This is a genomic window from Janthinobacterium sp. BJB401 (assembly GCF_013372745.1).
Classification (GTDB): domain Bacteria; phylum Pseudomonadota; class Gammaproteobacteria; order Burkholderiales; family Burkholderiaceae_D; genus Janthinobacterium; species Janthinobacterium rivuli.
This window is the reverse complement of record NZ_JABXFH010000004.1, coordinates 131,995-156,564: the sequence shown is the minus strand read 5'-3', so window position 1 is coordinate 156,564 and position 24,570 is coordinate 131,995. Positions and strand designations below refer to the sequence as shown.

Below are 24,570 nucleotides of genomic sequence, written 5' to 3'. Positions count from 1 at the left end.
CACCGGACCGCCCTGGTTCGCGCATCCACCAACCGAAGAGATATCGTCGATGAGTTCAAGCACCGCCCGCTCCCAGATTCCCGCCCTGCCCGTGAAAACCGTTATCGCCGCCAGCCTGATCGCCTGCTTCAGCCTGCCCATGCAGGCGCAAGCGCAGCAAGAGCTGCCGGCCGAAGGTGAATTGCAATCGGTGGTAGTCACTGGCACCTTCGCCAAGAACCGCCGCACCATCGATTCCGAGTCGCCGATCGACATCCTCACCTCGCGCGACCTGCAAAGCACGGGTTCGGCCGAACTGGCCACCGTGCTGGCACGCCTGCTGCCATCGATGAACTTCCCCCGCCCGACGGGTGCCGATGGCAGCGATGCCGTGCGCCCTGCCCAACTGCGTGGCCTGTCGCCCGACCAGACGCTGGTACTGGTGAACGGCAAGCGCCGCTACACCTCGGCCGTCGTCAACGTCAACGGGACTCTGGGCCGCGGTTCGGCGCCCGTCGACCTGAACGCCATCCCGCTGGCCGCCATCGACCACGTGGAAGTGCTGCGCGATGGCGCGGCGGCCCAGTACGGTTCCGATGCGATTGCCGGCGTGATCAACATCATCCTGAAAAAAGGCGCGGCCGGCGGCGATATCGAAGTGGGCTATGGCCAGACGCAGGAACGCGACGGCAAGCAAAAATCCATCAAGGGTTCGGCCGGCTTCGCCCTGGGCGACGACGGCTGGGTGCGCGTCTCGGCGGAAGTGGCCGATCGCGGCCCGACCAACCGTGCCGGCCGCGATTTCAGCAACCCGCTGGAACCGCGCTATGGCCAGGTCAACCTGCGCTACGGCGATGCCGAGAGCAAACCGGCCACCGTCTTCATCAACAGCGAATACCATCTCGGCGACAACCTGGACTGGTATGCCTTCGGCGGCTACGGCCAGCGCGACACCTCGGCTGGCGCCACCTGGCGCGCAGGCCTGGTGAAGGACAAAAATGGACAATACGTCACGCGCTCGTCGATCTTCCCCGAAGGTTTCTTGCCGATCCAGAACAGTACCCTGACCGACCAGTCGCTGGTGACCGGCTTGCGCGGCGAGGCGGCCGGCTGGCGCTGGGATGCCAGCCTGAATTACGGCAGCAACAAGTTCAAGCTGGATCTCGACAATACCGTCAATTTCGACCTGGCCGCCGCCAGCCCCACGCACTTCTATGTGGGCTCGCTGAAAAATGAACAGACCGTCCTGAATCTCGACGCGGCGCGCGAATTCCCCGTCGCTTACTTTACGGGGCCGCTGACGGTGGCCGTGGGCGCCGAAGCGCGCCATGAAAAATACACGATCGGCGCTGGCGAGCAAGCATCGTATACCGGTACCGGTTCGCAGGGCTTTGCCGGCTTCCGTCCCGAAAACGCGGGTAGCCACAGCCGCCACAATGAATCGATCTACGTCAACCTGGAAGCGGAAGCGACGAAAAAACTGTCCGGTGGCGTGGCCCTGCGGCATGAGCGCTACAGTGATTTCGGCAGCACCACCTCGGCCAAGGGTTCGGCCCGCTATGCCTTCACGGACGCCCTGTCCCTGCGCGGCACCGTATCGAGCGGCTTCCGCGCGCCATCGCTGGCGCAGCAGTACTACACCATCACCACCACCAACTTCCAGGTCATCAATGGCACGAATACGGCCATCGAAACGGGTACCTTTGCCGTCAACACGCCACAGGCACGCGCCCTGGGCGCACAAGACCTGAAGGCGGAGAAAGCGCGCAACTACAGCCTGGGCCTGCAGTTCCAGCCCATCCGCAACTTCACGACGACGGTCGACGCCTACCGCATCGACATCGATGACCGCATCCTGTTTTCCTCCAATCTGATACTCAGCACTACTTTGAAAAACATCCTGGCCGCGCAGGGCACGCCAGTGGGCGCGGGACGCTATTTCACCAACGCCGTCGATACGCGCACGGAAGGCGTGGACATCGTCAGCACCTACCGCATCGACTTGCAGGACAAGGATCGCCTGGACCTGACCGTGGCCTACAACCACAACAAGACCTCGGTACAGAAAGTGGCGGACAATCCGGCCATCCTGACGGCCAACAACCTGAAACTGATCGACCGCCAGACCATCCAGCGCGCCACCGTCGGTTCGCCGAAAGACAAGTTCAGCCTGGCTGCCGACTACAGCTTCGGCATCTGGAATGCGCACGGCGTCGTGACCCGCTACGGCAGCTTCATCGTGCCGCAAAACAATGCCCTGCAAGACCAGCACTACGATCCGCAATGGGTGCTGGACGTGTCCGGTTCCGTAAAACTGGGCAAGAACTGGCGCCTGGTGGCCGGTATCGACAACGTCACCAACCGCTATCCTGACCAGATCACCAGCGTGGGTAACCTCAACAATGGCGGCACCCAGCCGTACAGCGGCTTCGCACCGAACGGCTTCAACGGCCGTTACTACTACGCCAAGGCTGGCTATAGCTGGTAAATAACGCTCTGCCATGCAAAAAGCCCGGAACGCAAGATGTGTTTCCGGGCTTTTTCATGTCTTGCGCCCGCAGGCGCATCAGGCTCAGGCGCGGCGGCGACGCGCCGCAAAGCCAACCAGGCCCAGACCCAGCAGCAGCATGCCGTAGGTCGCTGGCTCAGGCACTGCCGAGACCGAGTTGAACGCGCGGAAATTGCTCAGGCCACGCGGCAGGTTGGCAATGCTGAAAACCGTATTGGCGGCCAACGGCGTGTCCCAGTGGAACAACAGTTCGCCACGGCCATAATGCACGGCCAGGTAGTCAAAGCTGGAGTTGACGGTGAACGAACCGGACTTGCTGCTGGCTATGTCGCCCTGGGCGGCCAAAACCAGCGAACCGGTGCCGCTCGATGGCAGACCAAACTTGCTGCTGACCAAGCTCTGGATGGCGGCCGCGCTTTGCGCGCCGGACGGGTTGGCGCCGTCATAGACCCAGACCGAGTCCGCTGCCACGCTGCCGTAGGTGACGGTATTGCTGCCCACCGCGAAACCGCTCATGGCAGGATCGGTGATTTCCACCCAGCTCGCCGCCTGGGCCAATGGCGCCAGGCAAACCGAGACAGCAAGGCAGAGACCCAGCACAGCACGTTTAGTCATGTTCATAATTTCCCCTATTGATAAATTTCAAAATTGCAATGTTGCTTGTATTTTTATTATATTTCCTTGCGATTGGACAAAAGATATCATTCAGGAAATCAAAATGCAATAAAAGAAACAAATTTTACGATTGGCATTTTCAATCGGCCTCATCAATTTCTTGCCGAGTCCGGCTATCAAGGGGCTTGCTGCTGTCCTTGCCATAACCGGACGCCGCTCCGGGAAACAGGATTGTTGTATATCGGCATGTGCCAAGCGGCAGAGTAACCCTGCGGCAATGACAAGCCTGCAGGTATGCGTGGTCATCCTGGCACGCAATCGGCTACCATGGGTTTTACTCTTCTTGATGACGGATCACCATGCCCAGCTGGCACCTGGCCGACGCTGCCGAACTGGCTGCGCGCCATCCCTACACTTTCTATAAATCGCCGCCCGAGGCCATTGCCCAGGTACGCCCCGGCGAAGTGGTCAAGCTGATCTTCGCTTTTCACAGCGACGATCCGCAAGCGCCGGGCGCCGAGCGTATGTGGGTGCTGGTCGACACGGTCGAGCCGCATGGCCGCTTCACCGGCAAGCTCGACAACATGCCCGGCTACATCGCCGATTTACAGGCCAAAGACCCCATCGCCTTCGATGCGCGCCACATCATCAATACGCAGCACGATGATGACGACAACCTCGTCAACCGCTACGCGGGCCTGTGCTTCGTGACGAAAAAAGTGCTGGAAGACGGTGCGCCCGTCGGCTATCTGTATCGCGAGGAGCCGGACAACGGCGACGACAGCGGCTGGCGCTTCACGGCCAACGACGAGAGCGACGACTACATGAACGACAGCGCCAACGTGGCCCTCGTGTCGCTGGGCGCCGTGCTCAGCGTGGATGACCGTTTTATCGCGCTGCTCGATGCGCCTGCCGGCGCGGCCTATGCCTTCGACCACAACACGCAACAATTCGTGGCGGTGGACGAATGACAACTGATGAATTGAAGGATTTTTGCACGGCCCTGCCCGGCGCGCAAGCCGTGCTGTACGGTGCGCCGTCGAACATTCTCGTAGTTGCAGTGGAGGGGAAAAAATTTGCGTATTTCAAGACCAGCATGCCCGAGCAGTGGCGCTTCAGCCTGCGGGTCAGCGCGGAACGCTTTATCGAATTGACGGACATGCCGGGCGTGAAACCGGCCCGCTACATGGGCCGCTTTCACTGGGTAACGATCGTTGACGTGGCGCGCTTCCCCGCCGATTACCTGGAGGAACTGGTTCGCGATAGCTACGCGCGCGCCGTGGCCAGCCTGACGCGCGCGCAAAGAGCCGCCATCGCCTAGAGCGCGTCCTCTCCCGCCATGGCGCGGTCGATGTCTTCGCGCGTCAGGTCCGGCGCCAGTTGCAGGATAAACTCATAGGCATACGCGCGCAGGTAAGCGCCGCGGCGCACGGCCAGGCGCGTCGTGTTGGTGGCGAACAGGTGCGACGCTTCCACGGCCCTTAGCCCCTTGTCGCGCCCATGGTCGAAGGCCATCGAAGCAACAATACCCACGCCCAGGCCCAACGCCACGTATTGCTTGATGACGTCGGAATCCATGGCCGTGAGGATGATGTCGGTCGCCACGCCCGCCTTGGCGAACGCGTCGTCGATATGGCCGCGCCCTGTGAAACCCTTGTCGTAGGTAATCAACGGATATTTCGCCAGGTCTTCCAGGCGGATCGGCGAGTGTTCGAGCAGCGGATGGCCGTCCGGCACGACGATCAAATGGCTCCAGCGGTAGCACGGGAACGACACGAGGTCGGGGAACTGGCTCAAGCCTTCCGTGGCGATGCCGATATCGGTCTTGCCGGACAGCACCCATTCCGCGATGTGCTCGGGCGCGCTTTGTTGTAGCGCGATGCGCACGTCGGGGAAGGCGGCGCGGAAGCTTTGCACCACTTTCGGCAGCGCATAACGGGCCTGCGTGTGCGTGGCCGCCACGGACAAGGTTCCGCTGGTCTGGCCGCTGTATTCGAGGCTGGCCTGCTGCAGGTTTTCCGCCTCGATCAAGAGGCGGTCGACGATCTTCAAAATGCCCTTGCCCGGCTCCGTCAAACCCGTCAGGCGCTTGCCGTTGCGCTCGAAAATCACCACGCCCAGCTCGTCCTCGAGTTCGCGGATTTGCCGGCTCACGCCCGGCTGCGACGTGAACAGGGCGTTGGCCACTTCCGTCAGGTTATAGCCGCGGCGGGCCGCTTCGCGGATCGAGCGCAGTTGTTGAAAATTCATAGTGTTCCTACCTTTTAGGTTCTTGTCGGTTCAACGAACACGTGTAACCGTTTCGGGCGAACAACTAACGTCTCGCCCTCCTTCAGCTGCAGATGGGTAAAACGCTCATTCGACATCACCGCTTCGATCAGCTCGCTGTTATCGACGCGCTGCAAGTCCAGCTGGGCCAGCGGACCGATCGCATGGGCGCGGCTCAGTTTCACGACGATGCCTTCCGCACCCGGCGTGTAGCGGTCGATTTCCAGGTCGTGCGGGCGCACATAGGCCGTGCCCTTGCTGTCGCTCACACCTGCGTAATCGGGCACTTCGAAGCTGGCGTCACCGGTCGCCATCACGCCGTCATGCACGCGGCCGTGGAACAGGTTGACGTTGCCCAGGAAGCCGTAGACGAAAGGCGAAGCCGGGTGGTTGTAGACTTGCTCAGGGGAACCGAGTTGCTCGACGGTGCCCTTGTTCATCAGCACGACCTGGTCCGCCACTTCCAGCGCTTCCTCCTGGTCATGCGTGACGAAAATACTGGTCACGTGCAAGTCGTCATGCAGGCGACGCAGCCAGCGGCGCAATTCCTTGCGCACCTTGGCGTCAAGCGCGCCGAACGGTTCGTCGAGCAGCAGCACGCGCGGCTCGACAGCCAGCGCGCGCGCCAGGGCGATGCGCTGGCGTTGCCCGCCCGACAGCTGCGGCGGATAGCGGTCGGCCAGCCAGTCCAGCTGCACCAGTTCCAGCAAATCTTTCACCTTGCGGCGGATCTGGTCTTCCGACGGGCGCTCGCTGCGCGACTTCACGCGCAAGCCAAAGGCCACGTTCTCGAACACGGTCATGTGCTTGAACAGCGCATAGTGTTGGAAGACGAAACCGACTTGCCGCTCGCGCACGTGGCGGTTCGACGCGTCTTCCGCATCGAGCAGCACCTGGCCGCTATCAGGGTGTTCCAGACCGGCAATAATGCGCAGCAAGGTGGTCTTGCCGCAGCCCGACGGGCCCAGCAGGGCCGTCAATTCGCCGGCGGGAAAGTCCAGCGAGATATTGTCGAGGGCGACGAAATCACCGAAACGTTTATTGATGTTTTTAACTGCGATGGTCATATCAGTGCTCCGTAGAACGTAAGGCGGAATCGTCGGCGTCGCTCTCGTTCAAACGCCACTCAATGAAAGCTTTCAAGGCCAGGGTCACCAAGGCCAGCAAGGCCAGCAGGGAGGCGACGGCAAACGCGGCGGCGAAGTTGTACTCGTTGTACAGAATCTCCACCTGCAGCGGCATGGTGTTGGTTTCGCCTCGGATATGGCCGGAGACGACGGACACGGCGCCGAACTCGCCCATGGCGCGGGCATTACACAGGATCACGCCATACAGCAGGCCCCACTTGATGTTCGGCAAGGTGACTCGGCGGAACGTATTCCAGCCCGAAGCGCCCAGCACGATGGCGGCCTCTTCCTCTTCGCTGCCCTGCGACTGCATCAGCGGAATCAGTTCACGCGCGACGAACGGGAAGGTGATGAAGATGGTGGCCAGCACGATGCCGGGCACGGCGAACAAAATCTTGATGTCGTGCGCCTGCAGCCACGGGCCGAACCAGCCCTGGGCGCCAAACATCAGCACATAGATCAGGCCGGAAATCACCGGGGAAACGGAAAACGGCAAGTCGATCAGGGTCAATAAAATGCTCTTGCCGCGGAATTCGAACTTGGCGATGCACCAGGAAGCGGCCACGCCGAATACCAGGTTCAGCGGCACGGCGATGGCGGCCGTGATCAGGGTCAATTTAATGGCGGAAATCGCGTCCGGATCGATGATGGCGGCGATGTACGCTTCCCAGCCCTTCTTGAATGCTTCCGCAAACACGGCCACCAGGGGCACGATGAGGAAGGCCGTCAGGAACAGCAAGGCGATGCTGATCAAGACCGTGCGCACCCACAATGGTTCCAGCACGACAGGGCCGACGTTCGGCTCGAAGCGGCGCGCCGTCGGCAGCGCCTTGTCCACGCCAGCGGCGGCAGTCGTATTCGTACTCATGATTTCTTCGCCTTTCCGCGCGTCCATGCTTGCAGCAGGTTAATCGTCAACAACAGCAAAAAGGAGACCACCAGCATCACCACGGCGATGGCCGTGGCGCCTGCGTAATCGTATTGTTCCAATTTGGTAATAATGAACAGCGGCGTGATTTCCGACACCATCGGCATATTGCCGGCGATAAAGATCACGGAACCGTACTCGCCCGTGGCGCGGGCGAAGGCCAGCGCAAAGCCCGTCAGCAAGGACGGCAAGATGGTGGGGAAGATGACGCGGATAAACGTTTGCAATGAATTGGCGCCCAGGCTGGCGGCCGCTTCTTCCAGTTCCTTTTCCGCGTCTTCCAGCACCGGTTGCACGGTACGCACGACGAAGGGCAAGCCGATGAAGGTCAGCGCCACCACCACACCCAGCGGCGTGAACGCCACCTTGATGCCCAGCACGCCTTCGATGAACTGGCCGAACCAGCCGTTCGATGAATACAAGGCCGTCAGGGTGATGCCGGCCACGGCCGTCGGCAGGGCGAACGGCAAGTCGACGAGCGCGTCGATGATGCGCTTGCCGGGGAATTTATAGCGCACCAGCACCCAGGCCAGGATGCCGCCAAACACCACGTTCAACAGGGCGGCGATCAGCGAGGCGCCAAACGTCAGCCGGTACGACGCCATCACGCGATCGGACGTGACGGCGCTGAAGAAGGCGTCCCATGTCATGGTGAACGTTTTCAGGAACACCGACGACAGCGGAATGAGAACGATCAAGGCCAGGTAAAAGAGCGTGAAGCCCAGTGACAGCTTAAACCCCGGCATGACCCGAAACGGCGCTCCGCGCGCCTTGAGCGGTGCTGCTGATGCTGATGCTGCAGACATAGAAACCCCTTCTTATTACATTTTTGAGTTATAGGGCGCAATAATCACATGCAATCGTTATAAAAAGAACTAACCATTTCTCATTTGCTTAGATGGATTTTGCATACCTGCCGTGAAAGCTGCGGGCGAAAAAAAACGCACCGAACAGGTGCGTTTTTATGAAAGCTGAAACGTTTATTTATTTGGCTGCGGCGTGAGGCGCAGATAAGGTTTCGCTGCCGTAAATCCCTTCGGATACTTTTGCTTGATCACGTCCGGGTCTTGCACGGTCAATGGAATGATGACGTCGTCGCCATCTTTCCAGTTGCCTGGGGTGGCCACCGTATAGCCGTCCGTCAGCTGCAAAGCGTCGATGACGCGCAGGATTTCATTAAAGTTGCGGCCCGTACTGAGCGGATATGTGAGGATCAGGCGTACCTTTTTGTTCGGGTCGACGATGAAGACGGAGCGCACGGTGGCCGTGACGGACTGTTCCGGGTGGATCATGTCGTACAGCACCGACACTTTCTTGTCGACGTCGGCGATGATGGGGAAGCCCACGACCGTGTTTTGCGTCTCTTCGATATCCTTGATCCAGCTCTTGTGCGACTCGGCCGCGTCCACGGACAGGGCGATGGCCTTCACGTTGCGTTTGTCGAATTCCGGCTTGAGCTTGGCCGTCAGGCCCAGTTCCGTCGTGCAGACGGGAGTAAAGTCGGCCGGGTGGGAAAACAGCACCACCCAGGAATTGCCAGCCCACTCGTGGAACTTGAGGGGGCCGATCGAGCTGTCTTGTTCAAAATCAGGGGCGACATCGCCCAGGCGTAAAGTCATCGTGATCTCCTGTGAGGTTATGTGCAATCGAATTCGTCGAATCAGGCTGCCTGACGGTGGCGCTTGTCGCTTTGCGCCAGATCAAACAGTGTTTGCAGCTGCGCCTGGCCGTAGACCCAGTCGCCAAGGCGCGACTCGGCGTTGATATGGCCCAGCGCACCGCCATCAATATACTTGCAATTCCAGCGCCGTGCCCACTGCGCCGCGTGCTCGGCCGTCATCCATGGATCCGTCTGGCTGGCGATCAGGATGCCGGGGCAAGGCAGCCGCTTTTGCGGCAATGCCTTCGCCACGCCAAACTTGTCCGGGTCGGCCGGCCCCACCAGCAGCACGCCGGCCACGCCCTGCGGATCGCGGGCCAGGCTATGCGCCGTCGTCAGGCAGCCGAAGCTGTGGGCGACGATCAGGGTTGGTCTTGCATCTTGCCGGCGCACCTGATCCAGCCGCGCCGACCAGGTGGCCAGGTCGGGCGCGTTCCAGTCGTCCTGCTCGACCCGCTCGAATTGCGGATACAGGCGCTGCCAGCGGCTCTGCCAATGCTCGGGGCCGCTGTTATGCAAGCCCGGCACGATCAGTACCCGGTAATCGGAAAAGCTGCGCAGCGCCATGATGTGTCCTTTTAGTAACGGTCTGGCAATCGTGCCATCCGGTATTACTTAGGCTGGTAGATCTGGTCGAAGATGCCGCCGTCGGCAAAGTGCGCCTTTTGTGCCGTCGTCCAGCCGCCCGCCACTTGCTCGATGGTGAACAGATTGACCTTGGCGAACTGCGATGCATATTTCTTCGCCGCCTTGTCCGTTGCCGGACGGTAGTAATTTTTGGCGATGATGTCTTGCGCTTCGTCCGTGTACAAGTAGTTCAGGTAAGCCTCGGCCACCTTGCGCGTACCGTGCTTGTCGGCAAACTTGTCGACGACGGCAACGGGCGGCTCGGCCAGGATGCTGACGGAAGGCGTGATGATGTCGAACTTGGTCGGGCCCAGTTCCTTGACGGCGAGATACGCCTCGTTTTCCCAGGCGATCAGCACGTCGCCGATACCGCGTTCAACGAAAGTGGTGGTGGCGCCGCGCGCGCCGGAATCGAGCACGGGCACGTTTTTATACAGCTTGCCGAGGAAATCCTTGGCTTTCGCTTCGTTGCCGCCCGGCTGGCGCAGCGCGTAGCCCCACGCGGCCAGATGGTTCCAGCGGGCGCCGCCCGAAGTTTTCGGGTTCGGCGTGATGACGGACACGCCCGGTTTGATCAGGTCATTCCAGTCCTTGATGCCTTTCGGGTTGCCCTTGCGCACCAGGAACACGATGGTCGAGGTGTAAGGCGAGCTGTTGTGCACCAAACGCTTTTGCCAGTCGGCGGCCAGCAGCTTGTGCTCGGCCAGCGCGTCGATGTCGTAGGCCAGGGCCAACGTGACCACGTCCGCTTCCAGGCCATCGATGACGGCACGCGCCTGCTTGCCGGAACCGCCGTGCGATTGCTTGATCTTGACGTTGTCGCCCGTCTTGCCTTTCCACTCCTTGGCAAATGCCGTGTTCACATCCTGGTACAGCTCGCGCGTCGGGTCGTATGACACGTTGAGCAGGGTGATATCGGCAGCCTGCGCCGTTTGCAGAAGGGCAAACGCGCTGATGGCGGCGGCAATGATGATTTTTTTCGACAGCATCTAAGATCCCCGAGTGGTTGAACTTTCAGAGCCACCAGATTACGGCGCCATGGCCGCAAAGAGAACGAAGCGTTTCGCCGTTTGATATGCGATTTTCGCATATGGGCGAGGCGCAACGGGGATTTAGCAGTTAATAGAACCGGTTGAACAGGACCACGGCCCAGGTGGCGAAGGCCAGGATGCAGGTCAGCAGCACGGCGGCGCTGCCGAAATCCTTGGCGTTTTTCGACAGCGGATGGCGTTCCAGCGAAATGCGGTCGACCACGGCTTCGATTGCCGAATTGATCAGTTCCACGATCAAGACCAGCAACAGCACGCCGATCAGCACCAGCTTTTCAAACGCGGAGATGCGCAGCAGCAAGGCGATCACCGTGCCGACGACGAACAGGCCCAGTTCCTGGCGGAACGCGTGTTCGTGGCGCCAAGCTGCTTTCAAGCCATCGAGCGAGTAGAAAAAGGCGGAAAAGATCCGCTTCAAGCCACTTTTACTTTTGAATTCATTTACAGGTTGCATGGTTTTCCATATGTAAAGCAGGTGCAGTGGGCACATTATGGGGGTGACATAGCACTGTGACCATTTATTCGCTGAATATCTCGGAACATTTCACTATTTTTTCACATCATGGTATAAAGAAGCATGAATACTGCATTGCACCAAATCCATCATGAAAATTGAACCGGTCGCTGCCCCGAAGACAACGATACAGGTGATCGAACGCATGGTCGCCCTGCTCGATGCCCTGGCCAAATATTCCGACCCGGTCAGCCTGAAGGAATTGTCAAAAGTTTCCGGTTTGCACCCCTCCACGGCGCACCGCATCCTCAACGACATGGTACTGACGCGCTTTGTCGACCGCATCGAACCAGGTACCTACCGGCTGGGCATGCGCCTGCTGGAACTGGGCAATGTGGTGAAAAGCCGCCTCAGCGTGCGCGAAGCGGCGCTGGACTTCATGCGCCAGCTGCACAAGAAAACCCAGCAAACCATCAACCTGTCCGTGCGCCAGGGCGACGAGATCGTCTACATCGACCGCGCCTTTTCCGAGCGCTCGGGCATGCAGGTGGTGCGCGCCATCGGCGGGCGCGGTCCGCTGCACCTGACTTCGACAGGTAAATTATTCCTCTCCGTCGACGAGCCGAAAGCCATCCGCGCCTACGCCACGCGCACGGGCTTGGCCGGACACAACAAGAATTCCATCACGGATCTGCAAAAGCTCGAGCGCGAGCTGAGCCTGGTGCGCGAGCGCGGCTATGCGCGCGACAATGAAGAGCTGGAACTGGGCGTGCGCTGCATGGCCGCCGGCATCCGCGACGATACAGGCAAGCTGATCGCGGGACTGTCGATCTCGGCGCCAGCCGACCGCTTGCAGGATGAGTGGCTGGTGGACCTGGTGGAAACGGCGAACCAGATTTCAGTGACGTTGGGTTTTATACCCCAAGACTAGACCACTGCCGCATAAAAATGTTCAGGGCAAGGCGCACTAACGAAGACAGTACGACTAGTACGGCGAGTTAGTGCAACGCCGCCATGGACATTTTTAGCCGCCGGGCAAGCTCATGTTGGCAGGTTTCAATGCCTCCAGCCACTTGCGCATGCGTCCCGCATCGGCCGTACGCGACTGTTTTCCCTTGGAATCGAGGAAGACCATGATCACGGCGCGTCCCTCGATGACGGCCTGCATCATCAAGCAACGTCCCGCCTCATTGATGAAGCCTGTCTTTTGCAGGCCGATCTCCCAGCCCGGATTGGCCACCAGGTGATTCGTATTGCCAAACTGCATGGGCTGGCCGCTGGCTTCGACGATGGCTTTCGGGTCGGTCGAGTACTCGCGCAGCAGCGGATGGCGGAAGGCGGCCATGGCCAGCTTGCCCAGGTCGCGCGCGCTGGCCACGTTCATTTTTGACAGGCCGCTGGAATCGACGTAATGCGTATCCATCATGCCCAGCTGGCGTGCCTTGCTGTTCATGGCGTCGACAAACGAAGGCAAGCCGCCCGGATAATTGCGGCCCAGCGCCGAGGCGGCGCGGTTTTCCGAGCTCATCAGGGCGATGTGGAGCATATTCGCGCGCGTCAATTGCGAACCCACCTTCAGGCGCGAGCTGCTGAACTTGGCGCGGTCGACGTCCTCGTCCGTGATCGTCAGCACTTCATCCATATCCTGGCGCGCTTCGACCACCACCAGGCCCGTCATCATCTTGGTGATGGAGGCGATGGGCAGGGCCACATTGGAATTCTTTTCAAACAGCACTTCCGCATTGGCCTGGTCCAGCACCAGCGCCACGCTGGACTTGAGGTCGAGCGGATCGCGCGTGAGGTTCAGGCCGGCCAGGTCGCCCATGGTCGGCATCGGTGCGGCCATGGGTACGGCCACGCTGCTGACTTTTTGATAGATGACTTTGCGCTTGCCGCGCACCATGACGACCCGGCGCACGGTCTTTTCGCGCGGCGCGGCCGTCGCGCCCTTGCGCAGCACGACTTTGACTTTCTTGGTGTTGTGTTTCTTGGAGGCTGAGGATTTGCCGTTCGCTTCCTTGGCGTGCACGGCCGCAGCCGGCGCCAGCGCAAACAGCAGGGAAGCCAGGATACCCAGCGCAAGTTTAAACTTAGCCATTCGTTAATTCCCCGTGAAGCTGTTGCATTATTGCAGTGTAGCGAAATGCAGAGTAATCGCAAGCCTATTTAACAGTTAGGACAGTATTTATTGCAGTAATGGAATACAAATCGTTGGCGATCCGCAAACGGGCTCATCCTTAACCGGCTGTTTGCCTGTGCCCATCGCCAGTCATGTCTATTTGTCCATAAATTTAACAAAGCCGGCCAGCGGCTCGCGTTCCGTACTCAGGCGATTCTCGACCTTGTCCGGATCCGCATGGCCGAGAGCCATGCCGCACACCACCATTTCGCTGGCCGGCACGCCCAGCTCGTCGCGGATGATGTCATGGTAATGAATGAAAGCCGCCTGCGGACAGGTGTCGAGCCCGCGCGCGCGCGCCGCCAGCATGATGTTTTGCAAGAACATGCCGTAGTCAAGCCAGGAACCCTGCTCCAGCACCCGTTCGATGGTAAAGATCAACCCGACGGGTGCATCGAAAAACTGGAAATTGCGCCCGTGCTGGGCCGCCATGCCGGCCGTGTCGCCCCGCTCCAGGCCCAGCAACTGGTACAGGTCCAGACCGATCTTGCGGCGGCGCTCGATGAACGGCGCCGTCCACTGGCGCGGGTAATAGATATACGAGGCCGTGCGCGCAGGCGCGTCGGGTGCCTTCGGCGCGTCGTAGGCGGCCAGGATGCGCTGCGACAGGCGCAGGCGCGCCTCGCCCGACAGCACATACACTTTCCACGGCTGCATGTTGGCGCCCGAGGGCGCGCGCGCCGCCACTTCCAGGATGCGCGCGATCTCGTCCTGCGCCACCGGCGTGGGTAAAAAGGCGCGGATCGAACGGCGCGACAGAATGACCGCGTCGACGGCTTGCTGCGCCGACTGTATGGTGGATGCTTGTTTGCTCACTGCCCTGCTCTCCTGCTCTCTACTTCTTGACGACAAATACCACACCGACCACGGCCACCAGCATGCCGGCGATGCCCAGCATATTGAAGGCTTCGCCAAACATCAGCCAGGCCATCACGGCCGTCGTGGGCGGTGTCAGGTACAGCAAGCCCGTCACTTTCGTCGCGTCGCTGCGGCGTATCAGGGCGAACAGCAGGAAGATGGCGCCGATGGACAGCACGAGTACCGACCACAGCAAGGCGCCGATGAAATTCGCCGTCCATTGCACGTTGCTGAAATGCAGGTCCAGCCCTTCGTAATACAGGGCGAAGGGCAAGACCACCACGATGGAGGCGGCGAACTGCACCACCGTGCCCGTGCGCAAGTCGAATTGCGGGCAGTGGCGTTTTTGGTACATGGTGCCGGCCGTCATCGACAGCAGCGCGAACACGCACAGCAGCACGCTTTCCACCGTCAGGCCCACGAGGTTGATCTTCGCATACACGACGAGGGCCACACCCAGCAAGCCGAAGAACAGGCCCAGCCACTGGCGCGGACGCACGGATTCGCCGATCAGGGGCGCGGCGCAGGCCGTCAGCACGGGCTGCATGCCGACGATCAGCGCAGACAGGCCGGCCGGCATGCCCAGCTTGATGGCGCACCAGACGCCGGCCAGATAGCCGGCCTGCATCAAAATGCCGGCCACGGCGATCTGGCGGAACTGGCCCACGGGCCACGGCGCGCGCAACAGCAGCACCAGCGGCAGCAGGATCACCAGCACGCCCAGGAAGCGCAGCAGCAAAAAGGTCAGCGGCGGCGCATACGGCAAGCCGAACTTGGCGACGATAAAACCTGTGCTCCATAACAACACGAAGAAGCCGGGCAAGGCCATCGGCGTCAGAGTGGTCAGAAGAGAGGCTTTGCCGCTGGCACCAGCCGCGGCGGGAAGATTGGACATGGTATCAACTCGGGAAACAGGATCGGCACCGGGGCGCTGCGCCAGTGCGGGAGGCAAAGTCTAGCATGCTGCGCCGCACCCGTCCTGAAAGGCGGGGAAATAACAGTTTAGGGTTAAACCATTAACACCAAGAAATCAAATATTTCTCTTTAGAAACAATGACTTTTGATGCAAATCTATTCAATTGTTGCATCGCACAAGAAACGCTTGACTTCGTTTTTTTTCACCGTAGAATAGGGTTTGTTGCGTTGCACAATTCTTGTTCAGCTTGAAAAATTTAGATTCACCTGCTTTCCCAAACGGTACACGCAGCATCAAATTAACCAGATTTCGATTTTTTGGAGATTTATATGTTTTCAATTCCTGAGCAATTCTCGTCCGCTACCAAAGCCAATCTGGAAGCCCAATTCGCCCTGTTCTCGTCGCTGACGGGCAAGGCCTTCGAAGGCATCGAAAAGATCGTCGAACTGAATCTGACCGCTGCCAAGGCAACGCTGGAAGAATCGACCGCCGCCGCCAAGCAATTGCTGTCGGCAAAAGATCCACAAGAATTCTTCTCGCTGAGCGCTGCTCAAGCCCAGCCTGGCGCCGAAAAAGCCATCGCTTACGGCCGTCACCTGGCTGCCATCACGTCGGGCACGCAAGCCGAGTTCAGCAAAGCTGCTGAATCGCAGATCGCTGAAACCAACCGTAAAGTCCTGTCCCTGGTGGAAGAAGTCACCAAGAACGCGCCAGCCGGTTCGGAAAACGCCGTCGCCATCCTGAAAAGCGCCATCGGCAACGCCAATGCAGGCTACGAGCAATTCTCGAAAACCAGCAAGCAAGCCGTCGAAGCCATCGAAGCGAACCTGGCATCGGCCGTGAACCAGTTCACGCAAGCGGCTGAAAAAGTCGTGCCGCGCGCTGCCGCCAAGTAATTATTAAGCGACCGCTACGGCGGTCCGCTGTACCAGCTCCTCCAGGCATCCATCCCGTACTTCCCCGACGGATGCCATTATGCCCCAGCCTGGCTGGGGCATTTTTTATGCCTGATCCCTTCTACTCCCCCAGATACGCCGCCTTCACGCGCGGGTCGTCGAGCATGGCGGCCGCGTTGCCGCCCATGGTGACCAGGCCGGAATCCATCACATAGCCGCGGTGCGCCGCCTGCAGGGCCAGACGGGCGTTCTGTTCGACCAGCAAGATCGTGATGCCTTCGGACGAGACCTTGCGGATCACCTCGAAGATTTTCTCGACCATGATGGGCGACAGACCCATCGACGGCTCGTCGAGCAGCAGCAGCTTCGGATGGCTCATCAGGGCCCGCGCCATGGCCAGCATCTGCTGCTCGCCGCCGGACAGGGTGCCGGCCATCTGCGCCGCCCGTTCCTTGAGGCGGGGAAAGACATCGAACCAGCGGGCGATGTCATCCTCGACACCGGCCTTGTCCGCGCGCGTGTAGGCGCCCATCATGAGGTTTTCGCGGATCGACATGCGGGTAAATACACCGCGCCCTTCCGGCACCATGGCCAGTTTCCTTTCCACCAGGTGGAACGATTTCGTCCCCTTGAGCGACTCGCCCAGGTAACTGATCGTGCCTTCGACCTTGCATTCAGGCAAAGTGCCCGTGATGGCTTTCAAGGTCGTCGTCTTGCCAGCGCCATTTGCGCCGATCAGGGCGATCAGCTCGCCCTGGTTGACTTCCAGGTCGATGCCTTTCACGGCCTTGATGCCGCCATAGGCCACGTGCAGGCCAGATACCTTCAATATATTCTTGTTCAAGCCATCGTTACTCATGCGTGCGATCCCCCCAGATAAGCCTCGATGACGGCCGGGTTTTGTTGTATTTCGGCCGGCAAGCCTTCCGCGATGCGCTTGCCATATTCGAGCACCGTGATGCGGTCGCACAGTCCCATCATCAGTTTCACGTCGTGCTCGATCAACAGCACGGTCTTGCCTTCGGCCTTGATTTTCACCAGCAACTCGCGCAGAGCCAGCTTTTCCGTGGCGTTCATGCCGGCCGCCGGCTCATCGAGCGCCAGCAAGGTCGGATCGGTGGCCAGCGCGCGGGCGATTTCCAGGCGCCGCTGGTCGCCATACGACAAAAAGCGCGCCGTGCGGCTGGCGAACTGGGCGATGCCGACGAAGTCGAGCAGCTCCATCGCCCGCTTGCGGATCGACGCCTCTTCCTCGCGCGCCGCCTTGTGGCGGAAGATGGCGCCGAACACGCCCTGATGCGAGCGCACGTGGCGCCCCACCATGACGTTTTCCAGCGCCGTCATGTCGCCAAACAAACGGATGTTCTGGAAGGTGCGCGCGATGCCCGCCTTGGCCACCTTGTGCGGCGCGGACGGCGAATACGGCTTGCCGGCCAGCTCGAAGGTACCCGTGTCGGGCTGGTACAGGCCGGTGATGACGTTGAAAAACGTTGTCTTGCCGGCGCCGTTCGGGCCGATCAAGCCATAGATTTGCCCTTGCCGGATGGTGATGCCCACGTCGGTCAGCGCCTGCAAGCCGCCAAAACGTTTATTCACGCCGGCAATATTGAGAATGATCTGGTCGCTCATGCTATCCCTCCTTTAAGCGGACACGACGCCGGTGGATTTGTTCGGCTGGTCGACGTCGTGGTCGGGCCGGTCTTCATGCTTCGGCGATGGCCACAGGCCAGCAGGACGGTTGAGCATGATCAAGACCATGGCCAGGCCGTACAGCAACTGGCGCAGCACTTCCGCCTCGATCACCACGTGGCCGAACAGCGCCTGCTGGGCCGGTTCCACCACATGACGCAGCACTTCCGGGATCGAAGCGAGGATCACGCCGCCGAGAATCACGCCGGGAATGTGGCCGATGCCGCCCAGCACCACCATGGCCAGCACGGCGATCGATTCCGTCAAGGAAAACGATTCCGGCGAGACAAAGCCCTGGAACGAGGCAAACATGGCGCCGGCCACGCCGCCGAACGAGGCGCCCATGGAAAAGGCCAGCAATTTCACGTTGCGCGTGTTGATGCCCATGGCCTTGGCGGCGATCTCGTCTTCGCGGATGGCCACCCAGGCGCGGCCCAGGCGCGAATGCTGCAGGCGCTTGGTGACGAACACGACAGCGATGCACAGGAAGAGGAACAAAAAGTAATAGGCGTTCACGGACGGCATGGAAAAACCGGCCACCGTGACGGTGCTGTTGGTGCCCGCCTCGCCCGCCAGGTTGACGCCGAAGATGCGGATCGGATCGATCAGATTGATGCCTTGCGGCCCGTTCGTGAAATTGATCGGGTCATTCAGATTGTTCATGAAGATGCGGATGATCTCGCCAAAGCCCAGGGTCACGATGGCAAGGTAGTCGCCGCGCAGCTTCAAGGTCGGCGCACCGAGCAGGGCGCCGAACAGGCCGGCCACGGCAGCGGCCAGCGGCACGATGATCCAGATCGACAAATGGATGCCGTTCTCGCGGATTTCCGGCCCCATCAGCTGCACCAGGGTTTCTCCCAGCACCGGATACTGATTCACCACCGATTCGAGCAGGATGGCGAACTGGGGCGACGCCAGCAAGGCCGTCAGGTAGGCGCCCACGGCGTAGAAGGCGATGTAACCGAGGTCAAGCAAGCCGGCAAAGCCGACGACGATGTTCAAGCCCAGGGCCAGCATGATGTACAGCAAGGCCATGTCGATGATGCGCACCCACGAGTTGCCGAACTGGGCGGCAAAAAACGGGAACACCATCAGCAGCGCGGCCAGGCCCAGCATGCCGGCATAGGCTTTGGTCGGATTTTTCTTAGCGTCAAAATCGAGTAGTGCCATGATTTAATCTCCCAGTTTCACATCAGGCACGGTCGGCCACTCGTTCGCCCATGATGCCGGACGGGCGCAAGGTCAGCACGATGATCAGCACGACGAAGGCAAAGATATCCTGGTAGTGGCTGCCCAGGAAGCCGCCCGTGATATCGCCGATATAGCCGGCGCCCAGGCTCTCGATAATGCCCAGCAAGATACCGCCCAGCATGGCGCCATAGATATTGCCGATACCGCCCAGCACTGCCGCGCAAAACGCTTTCAAGCCAGGGATGGCCCCCATGGAGAACTGGATGGACGCATAGTTGGCGCCCCACATCACGCCCGCCACGGCCGCCAGCGCTGCGCCGATGGCGAAGGTGGCTACGATGACCTTGTCGGAATCGACGCCCATGAGTCCTGCCACGCGGGGGTTTTCCGCCGTGGCGCGCATGGCGCGGCCCATGCGGGTTTTTTCCACCAGCAACACCAGTCCGCCCATCGACAACGCGGCCAGGGCCAGCAGCAGCACTTGCGTTTGCGAAATCACGGCGCCGCCTATGTTGATGGGGTCGGTCGACAGCAATTGCGGGAAGGGCAAGGGATTGCGCGTCCAGATCATCATGGCGAAGGTTTGCAACAGGATGGAGACGCCGATGGCGGTAATCAGGGGGGCGAGGCGGGGGGCGTTGCGCAGGCGGCGGTAGGCGACCCGCTCGATGATGATGTTGACCAGAATACAGATGGGAATGGCGCCGAGGATGGCGGTGGCCAGTTTCAAATAGCCGGGCCAGTCCGGCACATAAATGCCCAGCAGTTTGAGGATGGTCAGGCCCACCATGGCGCCGATCATGAGCACGTCGCCGTGGGCGAAGTTGATCAGGTTCAGAACGCCGTACACCATGGTGTAACCGAGGGCGACTAAGGCATACATGCTGCCCAACACCAAGCCGTTAATGATCTGCTGGATGAATGTATCCATGATTGCCCTATCAAATATGCATTTTTCGGGAACAACTTCCGCCAGAACATGTCGCTGATACAAAAACGGCACCGGAGGAAGAATTCCTGCAGTGCCATCCCTGGACCGTTCTCACCAGCATGGTGCACGCACTCAAAACGGGCGTGACCTTGCTTAGTCATAACGACAACATATTCAAGCTTGAGGCAATCATAACGATCTTTTGCAAAAACTAAGCTTGGAATAAATCGATCATTTCCGAATTAAATTCGGTTTTGAGGTAACTATTTCACCGATACGCAATCGTCCCGCAGACTCAGGCGACGTCGCGCTTGATGCCGTCGAGGCCTTTCGGCATCGGGAACGTGACGGCTTCCTGCACGCCGTCGAGCGGGCGCACGCTCTTCACGCCGCACTCTTTCAAACGGTCGATGACGGCTTGCACCAGCACCTCGGGCGCCGAGGCGCCAGCCGTCACACCCACGCGCAGCTTGCCTTCCAGCCAGGCAGGGTCGATTTGCGAGGCATTGTCGACCATGTAGGCAGGCGTGCCCATCTTCTCGGCCACTTCGCGCAGGCGGTTCGAATTCGAGCTGTTCGGGCTGCCCACGACGATCACCACTTCCACTTGCGGGGCCATGAATTTCACGGCTTCCTGGCGGTTCGTGGTGGCGTAGCAGATGTCGCCTTTTTTCGGCTCGGCGATATTCGGATATTTCGCTTTCAAGGCCGCAATAATGTCGCTAGTGTCGTCAACTGACAACGTTGTTTGCGAAACATAGGCCAGGCTTTCCGGATTGGCAACCTGCAATTTCGCCACATCGTCGAGCGTTTCCACCAGATGCATGCCCATATCGGCCTGGCCCATCGTGCCTTCCACCTCGGGATGGCCATCGTGGCCGATCATGATGATCTCGCGGCCTTCGCGGCGCATCTTGCCCACTTCCATGTGCACCTTGGTGACCAGCGGGCAAGTCGCATCAAATATGCTCAGGCCGCGCGACTCCGCCTCGGCGCGCACGGCTTTCGACACGCCATGCGCGGAAAACACGAGCGTATTGCCAGCAGGCACGTCATCGAGGTCGTCGATGAAGATGGCGCCCTTGTTGCGCAAGTCGGCCACCACATAGGCGTTGTGGACGATTTCATGGCGCACATAGATCGGTGCGCCAAATTGCTGCAAGGCACGCTCGACGATTTCAATTGCCCGGTCGACGCCAGCGCAGAAACCGCGGGGCTGGGCCAGTAACAGTTCTTTATCCATCGCTACTCCTTACAGGACCGAAATGAGCTTGACTTCAAAACGCAGCGGCTGGCCAGCCAGCGGATGGTTGAAGTCGAACAGGGCCGAATCGTCGCGCATTTCGCGCAGCACGCCGGCAAAGCGGCCGCCGCCCGGCGCGGCGAAGTCGACCAGGTCGCCGATCTTGTAGTCGGCACCGGGCACGGAGTTTTCGTCCAAGGTTGCGCGCGAAACAGACTGCACCAGCTCGGGATTGCGCTCGCCAAAGCCCTCGCCGGCGGCCAGTTCGAACGTCTGGTGCGTGCCTTCAGGCAAGCCCAGCAGACGCTGCTCGAGGAATGGCGCCAGCTGGCCCTGTCCCAGCATCAAGGTCGCGGGATTGCCGCTGAAGGTCGTGACAATGTCAGTACCGTCAACAGTGGCAAGACGATAATGCAGGGTGAGGTAAGCCGCTTCGGTGACGACTGCTGGTTGCTCGTTGGACATAGTAGTTTTCAAGTAACTGGTGCAAAACGATATTGTAAGCCACCCTGAGCCAGCGCGCCCCATGCCATCTCGGCGCGGCCGTGCTTTTGTCAAAAAACATGGCCGCGCGCCCTGTCACTTATCCGACGTTGACGTACGTCAACCCACCCGCCGTGCTGGCGTGATTGCCGAAGCCCGAGCTGTCTTCCAGATCGCCATCGAGCTTCCAGCGCCCCACGGGCCGGTGCACGATGCCATACTGGCCATAGTCATACACTTCCTTGGGCGTCAGCACGCGATCGTACAGGATGACATCGGACAACTGCCAGGCGGGTGCGCCCTGCTCCAGCGCATCCACGGTGCGGCCGATCACCAGGGGCGCGCCGATGGCCTGCACGAACGGCGTCACCATCTTGCTGCCCTGCGACATCAGGAAATCGTCGACGTACAGGCTGATGGAACCATCATGCTTGACGGTGTAGGTGCAGCGAAACCAGCGGTTGGCGCTATCCACGTTCACGCCGTGACCATTGTTATTGAAGCCCGCACCAGCACTGTTGAGCAGGAACAGGAACGTCTGGATATCCTGCGTCAGCAGCGTCCATCCTTTCAGGTTCGCCTGACGCGCGACAAAAGCCCCACCCCGGCCCACCATCGTGGAAAATGCCTGCTGCCGGATACAATACGACAGCGAGAAATCGGCGCTCTCATAGCGCACGGACGACGGCACGGTGAGCATCAGGCCCGGCTGGAATTGCAAGGTTTTCTTTACGCCGAAGCAAGGCGTGGGCGGCGCCGGACGCATGGCATCTTCGCCGCGCAAGGCGTCCCAGACAGCCTTGCGTCCGTTGCTGTAGGCCGGCGTCTCCACCAGGTTCAGACCGTCGACCTCCATGGGCTTCCCCCCATTCCAGTCCCAATAGCACGCCAGTTGCACGCCCGTACGGCGTATGGCGCTCAGCAAGGCATGCAAGTTGTCTTGCCTTTTCGTATCTTGCAACGCCAGCTCCTGCTTTTGCGACAGGCAAAAGCTGCCAAGGTAATACGGCTTGCCCAAGGCATGTGCGGCACGCTGCATCACTTGCAGGTAAGCGAGCGAAGACGAGACGAAGTCGGCCGGCAAATCCGCGCTACTGTCCAGGGCGCTGCTCACATATTCATTACCCGGGAACAGGTTTTCACAAAGACAGTCGACCGGATCCGGATTTACGAATGGCAAGGTTTCCGTGACGTATTGCTGCAAGGATCCTTGACGGGGCGAAGTATGAGCGATGCCGGCATTACCGGAAGAAATCATGCGCGCCAGACCATCGTTGTCACGCAGCAATTGCGCCGTCTCCTGGATGATTTCCCGGGTAGCGGTCAAGCTGATTCCGGTCACGCCCATCAGCTCCTGCGCAGCCATCCAGGCGGCGATGCCCGCGTGGTTGCTGTAGTGCTGCGCAAAAGCCTGCGCAAAAGCACGCATATAGCGGCGTGTTTTCGACTGTGGATTGACCAGTGCGACCCGCGCAACTGCGGCCTGCTCGTCTTTTGTAGCGCCCGCAGGGCCCGCCTCGCCCACCAATTGCGGCACGGCGTAGGGATTCCAGAATGGGCAGGCGATGATGCCGATGCCATTGGCCAGCGCGCAATCGAGCAGCGCCGTTATGGCAAGCCAGTACGAATCTTTGATATTCACATCGGTTAGCGTGTTGTCGGTTGCGAACTTTGGCTCGCCAACAACTTCGCCCCAGTTCCAATAGCCATCCTTGCCTTTGAAAGGCGCCAGCATCACCTGGAGGTACTTGAAGCCGTTGGCGGCAAGATACGGCAAATCGGTGCTGTAATCGGGAGTCTTCGGGTCCGGAGCGAGTGGTGCGTTAACGCTCCATTGACGGTGCTCCAGATATGCATGCGCATTGAGGCCGATGCCGCTGACCTTGCCCGTGTTGACGCCGGCGGCGTTGAACTCTTGCATGACTCCGTTGATAACTTTGATATATGGCATGACGACTCCTGCGAAACAAGTGGAAGACATTGAGTTCAGGGCCCTGACTCCCCGTCGCTGCAACTTGCATGGAATGCAACGACAGACAAATGATAGCGCCTGAAAATGCCCCGACAGGGCATCTTGGTTTTTGTTTTTTTAGCATGAACCGACATAAAGACGAGCTAGCGCAGCACGGCCGCCCGGGGAAGGCGCGACAATCGTCGGCAGGCGCCACGACCAGCTGGGCGCGACGGGAGGCAGCATGGGCATCAAGGATTGGCCGGCCGGCGAACGGCCGCGCGAACGCCTGATCGAGGACGGCGCGCAGTCGCTATCGGACGCGGAATTGCTGGCCGTCTTCCTGCGCACGGGCGTGCGCGGCAAGAGCGCCGTGGAACTGGCGCGCGACACGGTCGAGCACTTCGGTTCGCTGCGCGGCCTGTTTGGCGCCAGCCTCGTGAGTTTTTCCGCCGTGCACGGCATGGGCAGCGCCAAGTTTGCCCAGCTGCAAGCGGTGCTGGAACTGGCGCGGCGCGCCATCATCGAAGACTTGCAAGCGGGGCAAGCCCTCAATTCACCGCACGCCGTCAAAGACTATTTGCGCCTGACCTTGGGCCACCTGGCGCATGAAGCATTCCACGTGTTGTTTTTGGACGTCAAGAACCGCCTGATCACCAGCCAGGAAATGTTTCGCGGCACCCTCACCCACACCAGCGTGTATCCGCGTGAAGTAGTGAAACAAGCGCTGCTGCACAACGCGGCCAGCGTCATGCTGGCGCACAACCACCCGTCCGGCACGCCGGAACCGAGCGAATCGGATCTGCTGCTCACGCGCGCGCTGGTGCAAGCGTTGTCGCTGGTGGACGTGCGCATCCTCGACCATTTCGTCGTGGCCGGGCGGCAAGTCCATTCGTTCGCGGAACATGGCCAGATCTAGCGGATCTCGCCCGGCGCTGCTAAATTAGCAGTTAACCATGTGTAAACAAGGACATACGTGACAGCCCCAAGACGCTTATCTAACAGTAAACAGCGCTG

The 24,570-nt window shown here is 60.2% G+C and carries 25 protein-coding genes; 6 read left to right on the top strand and 19 right to left on the bottom strand.

Annotated features, from left to right (window positions below; all coding sequences use genetic code 11):
• Window positions 1-49 precede the first annotated feature (49 nt).
• Window positions 50-2,467, top strand: coding sequence for a TonB-dependent siderophore receptor (locus tag HWE17_RS04825; RefSeq protein WP_176387988.1), 2,418 nt, complete (start codon window positions 50-52; stop codon window positions 2,465-2,467).
• Between the two features lie 84 nt (window positions 2,468-2,551).
• Here HWE17_RS04825 and HWE17_RS28585 read toward each other — a convergent pair whose 3' ends face one another.
• A complete protein-coding gene (locus HWE17_RS28585) occupies window positions 2,552-3,103 on the bottom strand; it encodes a PEP-CTERM sorting domain-containing protein (protein ID WP_255206116.1) in 552 nt (183 codons plus the stop codon).
• 359 nt (window positions 3,104-3,462) lie between these two features.
• Between HWE17_RS28585 and HWE17_RS28580 the strand changes: the two genes are divergently transcribed.
• Together HWE17_RS28580 and HWE17_RS04810 are read left to right on the top strand one after the other, a co-directional pair.
• Window positions 3,463-4,074, top strand: coding sequence for a DUF2185 domain-containing protein (locus HWE17_RS28580; RefSeq protein WP_176387986.1), 612 nt, complete (start codon window positions 3,463-3,465; stop codon window positions 4,072-4,074).
• Window positions 4,071-4,424 (top strand): MmcQ/YjbR family DNA-binding protein, encoded by a 354-nt coding sequence (locus HWE17_RS04810; RefSeq protein WP_099402944.1) that lies wholly within the window; start codon window positions 4,071-4,073, stop codon window positions 4,422-4,424. The genes HWE17_RS28580 and HWE17_RS04810 overlap by 4 nt, the downstream gene beginning before the upstream one ends.
• Here the strand turns inward: HWE17_RS04810 and HWE17_RS04805 are convergent.
• The 8 genes from HWE17_RS04805 to HWE17_RS04770 all read right to left on the bottom strand — a co-directional run bounded on the left by HWE17_RS04805 (window position 4,421) and on the right by HWE17_RS04770 (window position 11,216).
• Complete coding sequence (locus HWE17_RS04805) at window positions 4,421-5,353, bottom strand: CysB family HTH-type transcriptional regulator (RefSeq protein WP_070256667.1); 933 nt, start codon at window positions 5,351-5,353, stop codon at window positions 4,421-4,423. The genes HWE17_RS04810 and HWE17_RS04805 overlap by 4 nt on opposite strands.
• Before the next feature lie 14 nt (window positions 5,354-5,367).
• Entirely contained in the window at window positions 5,368-6,438 is a 1,071-nt protein-coding gene (locus HWE17_RS04800; RefSeq protein WP_176387985.1) for a sulfate/molybdate ABC transporter ATP-binding protein, read from the bottom strand.
• 1 nt (window position 6,439) lies between these two features.
• Window positions 6,440-7,366, bottom strand: coding sequence for a sulfate ABC transporter permease subunit CysW (gene cysW / locus HWE17_RS04795; protein ID WP_035828057.1), 927 nt, complete (start codon window positions 7,364-7,366; stop codon window positions 6,440-6,442).
• The gene (cysT, locus tag HWE17_RS04790) at window positions 7,363-8,172 is read right to left on the bottom strand and encodes a sulfate ABC transporter permease subunit CysT (RefSeq protein ID WP_099408869.1); all 810 of its coding nucleotides are present in this window, start codon (window positions 8,170-8,172) and stop codon (window positions 7,363-7,365) included. Before cysT ends, cysW begins: the two co-directional genes overlap by 4 nt.
• Before the next feature lie 234 nt (window positions 8,173-8,406).
• The gene (locus HWE17_RS04785; RefSeq protein ID WP_034785187.1) at window positions 8,407-9,045 is read right to left on the bottom strand and encodes a peroxiredoxin; all 639 of its coding nucleotides are present in this window, start codon (window positions 9,043-9,045) and stop codon (window positions 8,407-8,409) included.
• 41 nt (window positions 9,046-9,086) lie between these two features.
• On the bottom strand, window positions 9,087-9,653 hold the full coding sequence (locus HWE17_RS04780; protein WP_034747509.1) for an alpha/beta hydrolase: 567 nt from the start codon (window positions 9,651-9,653) through the stop codon (window positions 9,087-9,089).
• A 44-nt stretch (window positions 9,654-9,697) separates the two neighbouring features.
• Entirely contained in the window at window positions 9,698-10,702 is a 1,005-nt protein-coding gene (locus tag HWE17_RS04775; protein WP_035821530.1) for a sulfate ABC transporter substrate-binding protein, read from the bottom strand.
• A 130-nt stretch (window positions 10,703-10,832) separates the two neighbouring features.
• Entirely contained in the window at window positions 10,833-11,216 is a 384-nt protein-coding gene (locus HWE17_RS04770) for a diacylglycerol kinase (protein WP_035821531.1), read from the bottom strand.
• A 151-nt stretch (window positions 11,217-11,367) separates the two neighbouring features.
• On the opposite strand from HWE17_RS04770, the gene HWE17_RS04765 reads away from it, so the two are divergent.
• Entirely contained in the window at window positions 11,368-12,147 is a 780-nt protein-coding gene (locus tag HWE17_RS04765) for an IclR family transcriptional regulator (RefSeq protein ID WP_034747499.1), read from the top strand.
• Between the two features lie 93 nt (window positions 12,148-12,240).
• Here the strand turns inward: HWE17_RS04765 and HWE17_RS04760 are convergent, their stop codons facing one another.
• The 3 genes from HWE17_RS04760 to HWE17_RS04750 form a co-directional block, all read right to left on the bottom strand.
• A complete protein-coding gene (locus tag HWE17_RS04760) occupies window positions 12,241-13,314 on the bottom strand; it encodes a serine hydrolase (RefSeq protein ID WP_176387983.1) in 1,074 nt (357 codons plus the stop codon).
• A 177-nt stretch (window positions 13,315-13,491) separates the two neighbouring features.
• The gene (locus HWE17_RS04755) at window positions 13,492-14,211 is read right to left on the bottom strand and encodes a nitroreductase (protein WP_051959007.1); all 720 of its coding nucleotides are present in this window, start codon (window positions 14,209-14,211) and stop codon (window positions 13,492-13,494) included.
• 19 nt (window positions 14,212-14,230) lie between these two features.
• On the bottom strand, window positions 14,231-15,082 hold the full coding sequence (locus tag HWE17_RS04750; RefSeq protein WP_070224559.1) for a DMT family transporter: 852 nt from the start codon (window positions 15,080-15,082) through the stop codon (window positions 14,231-14,233).
• Window positions 15,083-15,498: 416 nt separating this feature from the next.
• Here HWE17_RS04750 and HWE17_RS04745 point away from each other — a divergent pair, with 416 nt between their 5' ends.
• On the top strand, window positions 15,499-16,065 hold the full coding sequence (locus HWE17_RS04745; protein ID WP_035821535.1) for a phasin family protein: 567 nt from the start codon (window positions 15,499-15,501) through the stop codon (window positions 16,063-16,065).
• A 121-nt stretch (window positions 16,066-16,186) separates the two neighbouring features.
• Here the strand turns inward: HWE17_RS04745 and HWE17_RS04740 are convergent, their stop codons facing one another.
• The 7 genes from HWE17_RS04740 to HWE17_RS04710 all read right to left on the bottom strand — a co-directional run bounded on the left by HWE17_RS04740 (window position 16,187) and on the right by HWE17_RS04710 (window position 23,553).
• Entirely contained in the window at window positions 16,187-16,909 is a 723-nt protein-coding gene (locus HWE17_RS04740) for an ABC transporter ATP-binding protein (RefSeq protein ID WP_176388040.1), read from the bottom strand.
• An 11-nt stretch (window positions 16,910-16,920) separates the two neighbouring features.
• A complete protein-coding gene (locus tag HWE17_RS04735; protein ID WP_176387982.1) occupies window positions 16,921-17,694 on the bottom strand; it encodes an ABC transporter ATP-binding protein in 774 nt (257 codons plus the stop codon).
• A gap of 12 nt (window positions 17,695-17,706) precedes the next feature.
• A complete protein-coding gene (locus HWE17_RS04730; protein WP_099378016.1) occupies window positions 17,707-18,924 on the bottom strand; it encodes an ABC transporter ATP-binding protein in 1,218 nt (405 codons plus the stop codon).
• A gap of 22 nt (window positions 18,925-18,946) precedes the next feature.
• On the bottom strand, window positions 18,947-19,876 hold the full coding sequence (locus HWE17_RS04725; protein WP_034747477.1) for a branched-chain amino acid ABC transporter permease: 930 nt from the start codon (window positions 19,874-19,876) through the stop codon (window positions 18,947-18,949).
• Between the two features lie 295 nt (window positions 19,877-20,171).
• Window positions 20,172-21,119 (bottom strand): 4-hydroxy-3-methylbut-2-enyl diphosphate reductase, encoded by a 948-nt coding sequence (ispH, locus tag HWE17_RS04720; RefSeq protein WP_035821545.1) that lies wholly within the window; start codon window positions 21,117-21,119, stop codon window positions 20,172-20,174.
• A gap of 9 nt (window positions 21,120-21,128) precedes the next feature.
• Window positions 21,129-21,584, bottom strand: coding sequence for a peptidylprolyl isomerase (locus HWE17_RS04715; RefSeq protein WP_034785165.1), 456 nt, complete (start codon window positions 21,582-21,584; stop codon window positions 21,129-21,131).
• A 118-nt stretch (window positions 21,585-21,702) separates the two neighbouring features.
• Window positions 21,703-23,553 (bottom strand): LamG-like jellyroll fold domain-containing protein, encoded by a 1,851-nt coding sequence (locus HWE17_RS04710; protein WP_176387981.1) that lies wholly within the window; start codon window positions 23,551-23,553, stop codon window positions 21,703-21,705.
• A 244-nt stretch (window positions 23,554-23,797) separates the two neighbouring features.
• Between HWE17_RS04710 and radC the strand changes: the two genes are divergently transcribed.
• Window positions 23,798-24,472, top strand: a complete 675-nt coding sequence (radC, locus tag HWE17_RS04705; protein WP_046686001.1) for a DNA repair protein RadC — start codon at window positions 23,798-23,800, stop codon at window positions 24,470-24,472.
• The last annotated feature ends 98 nt before the right edge of the window (window positions 24,473-24,570 follow it).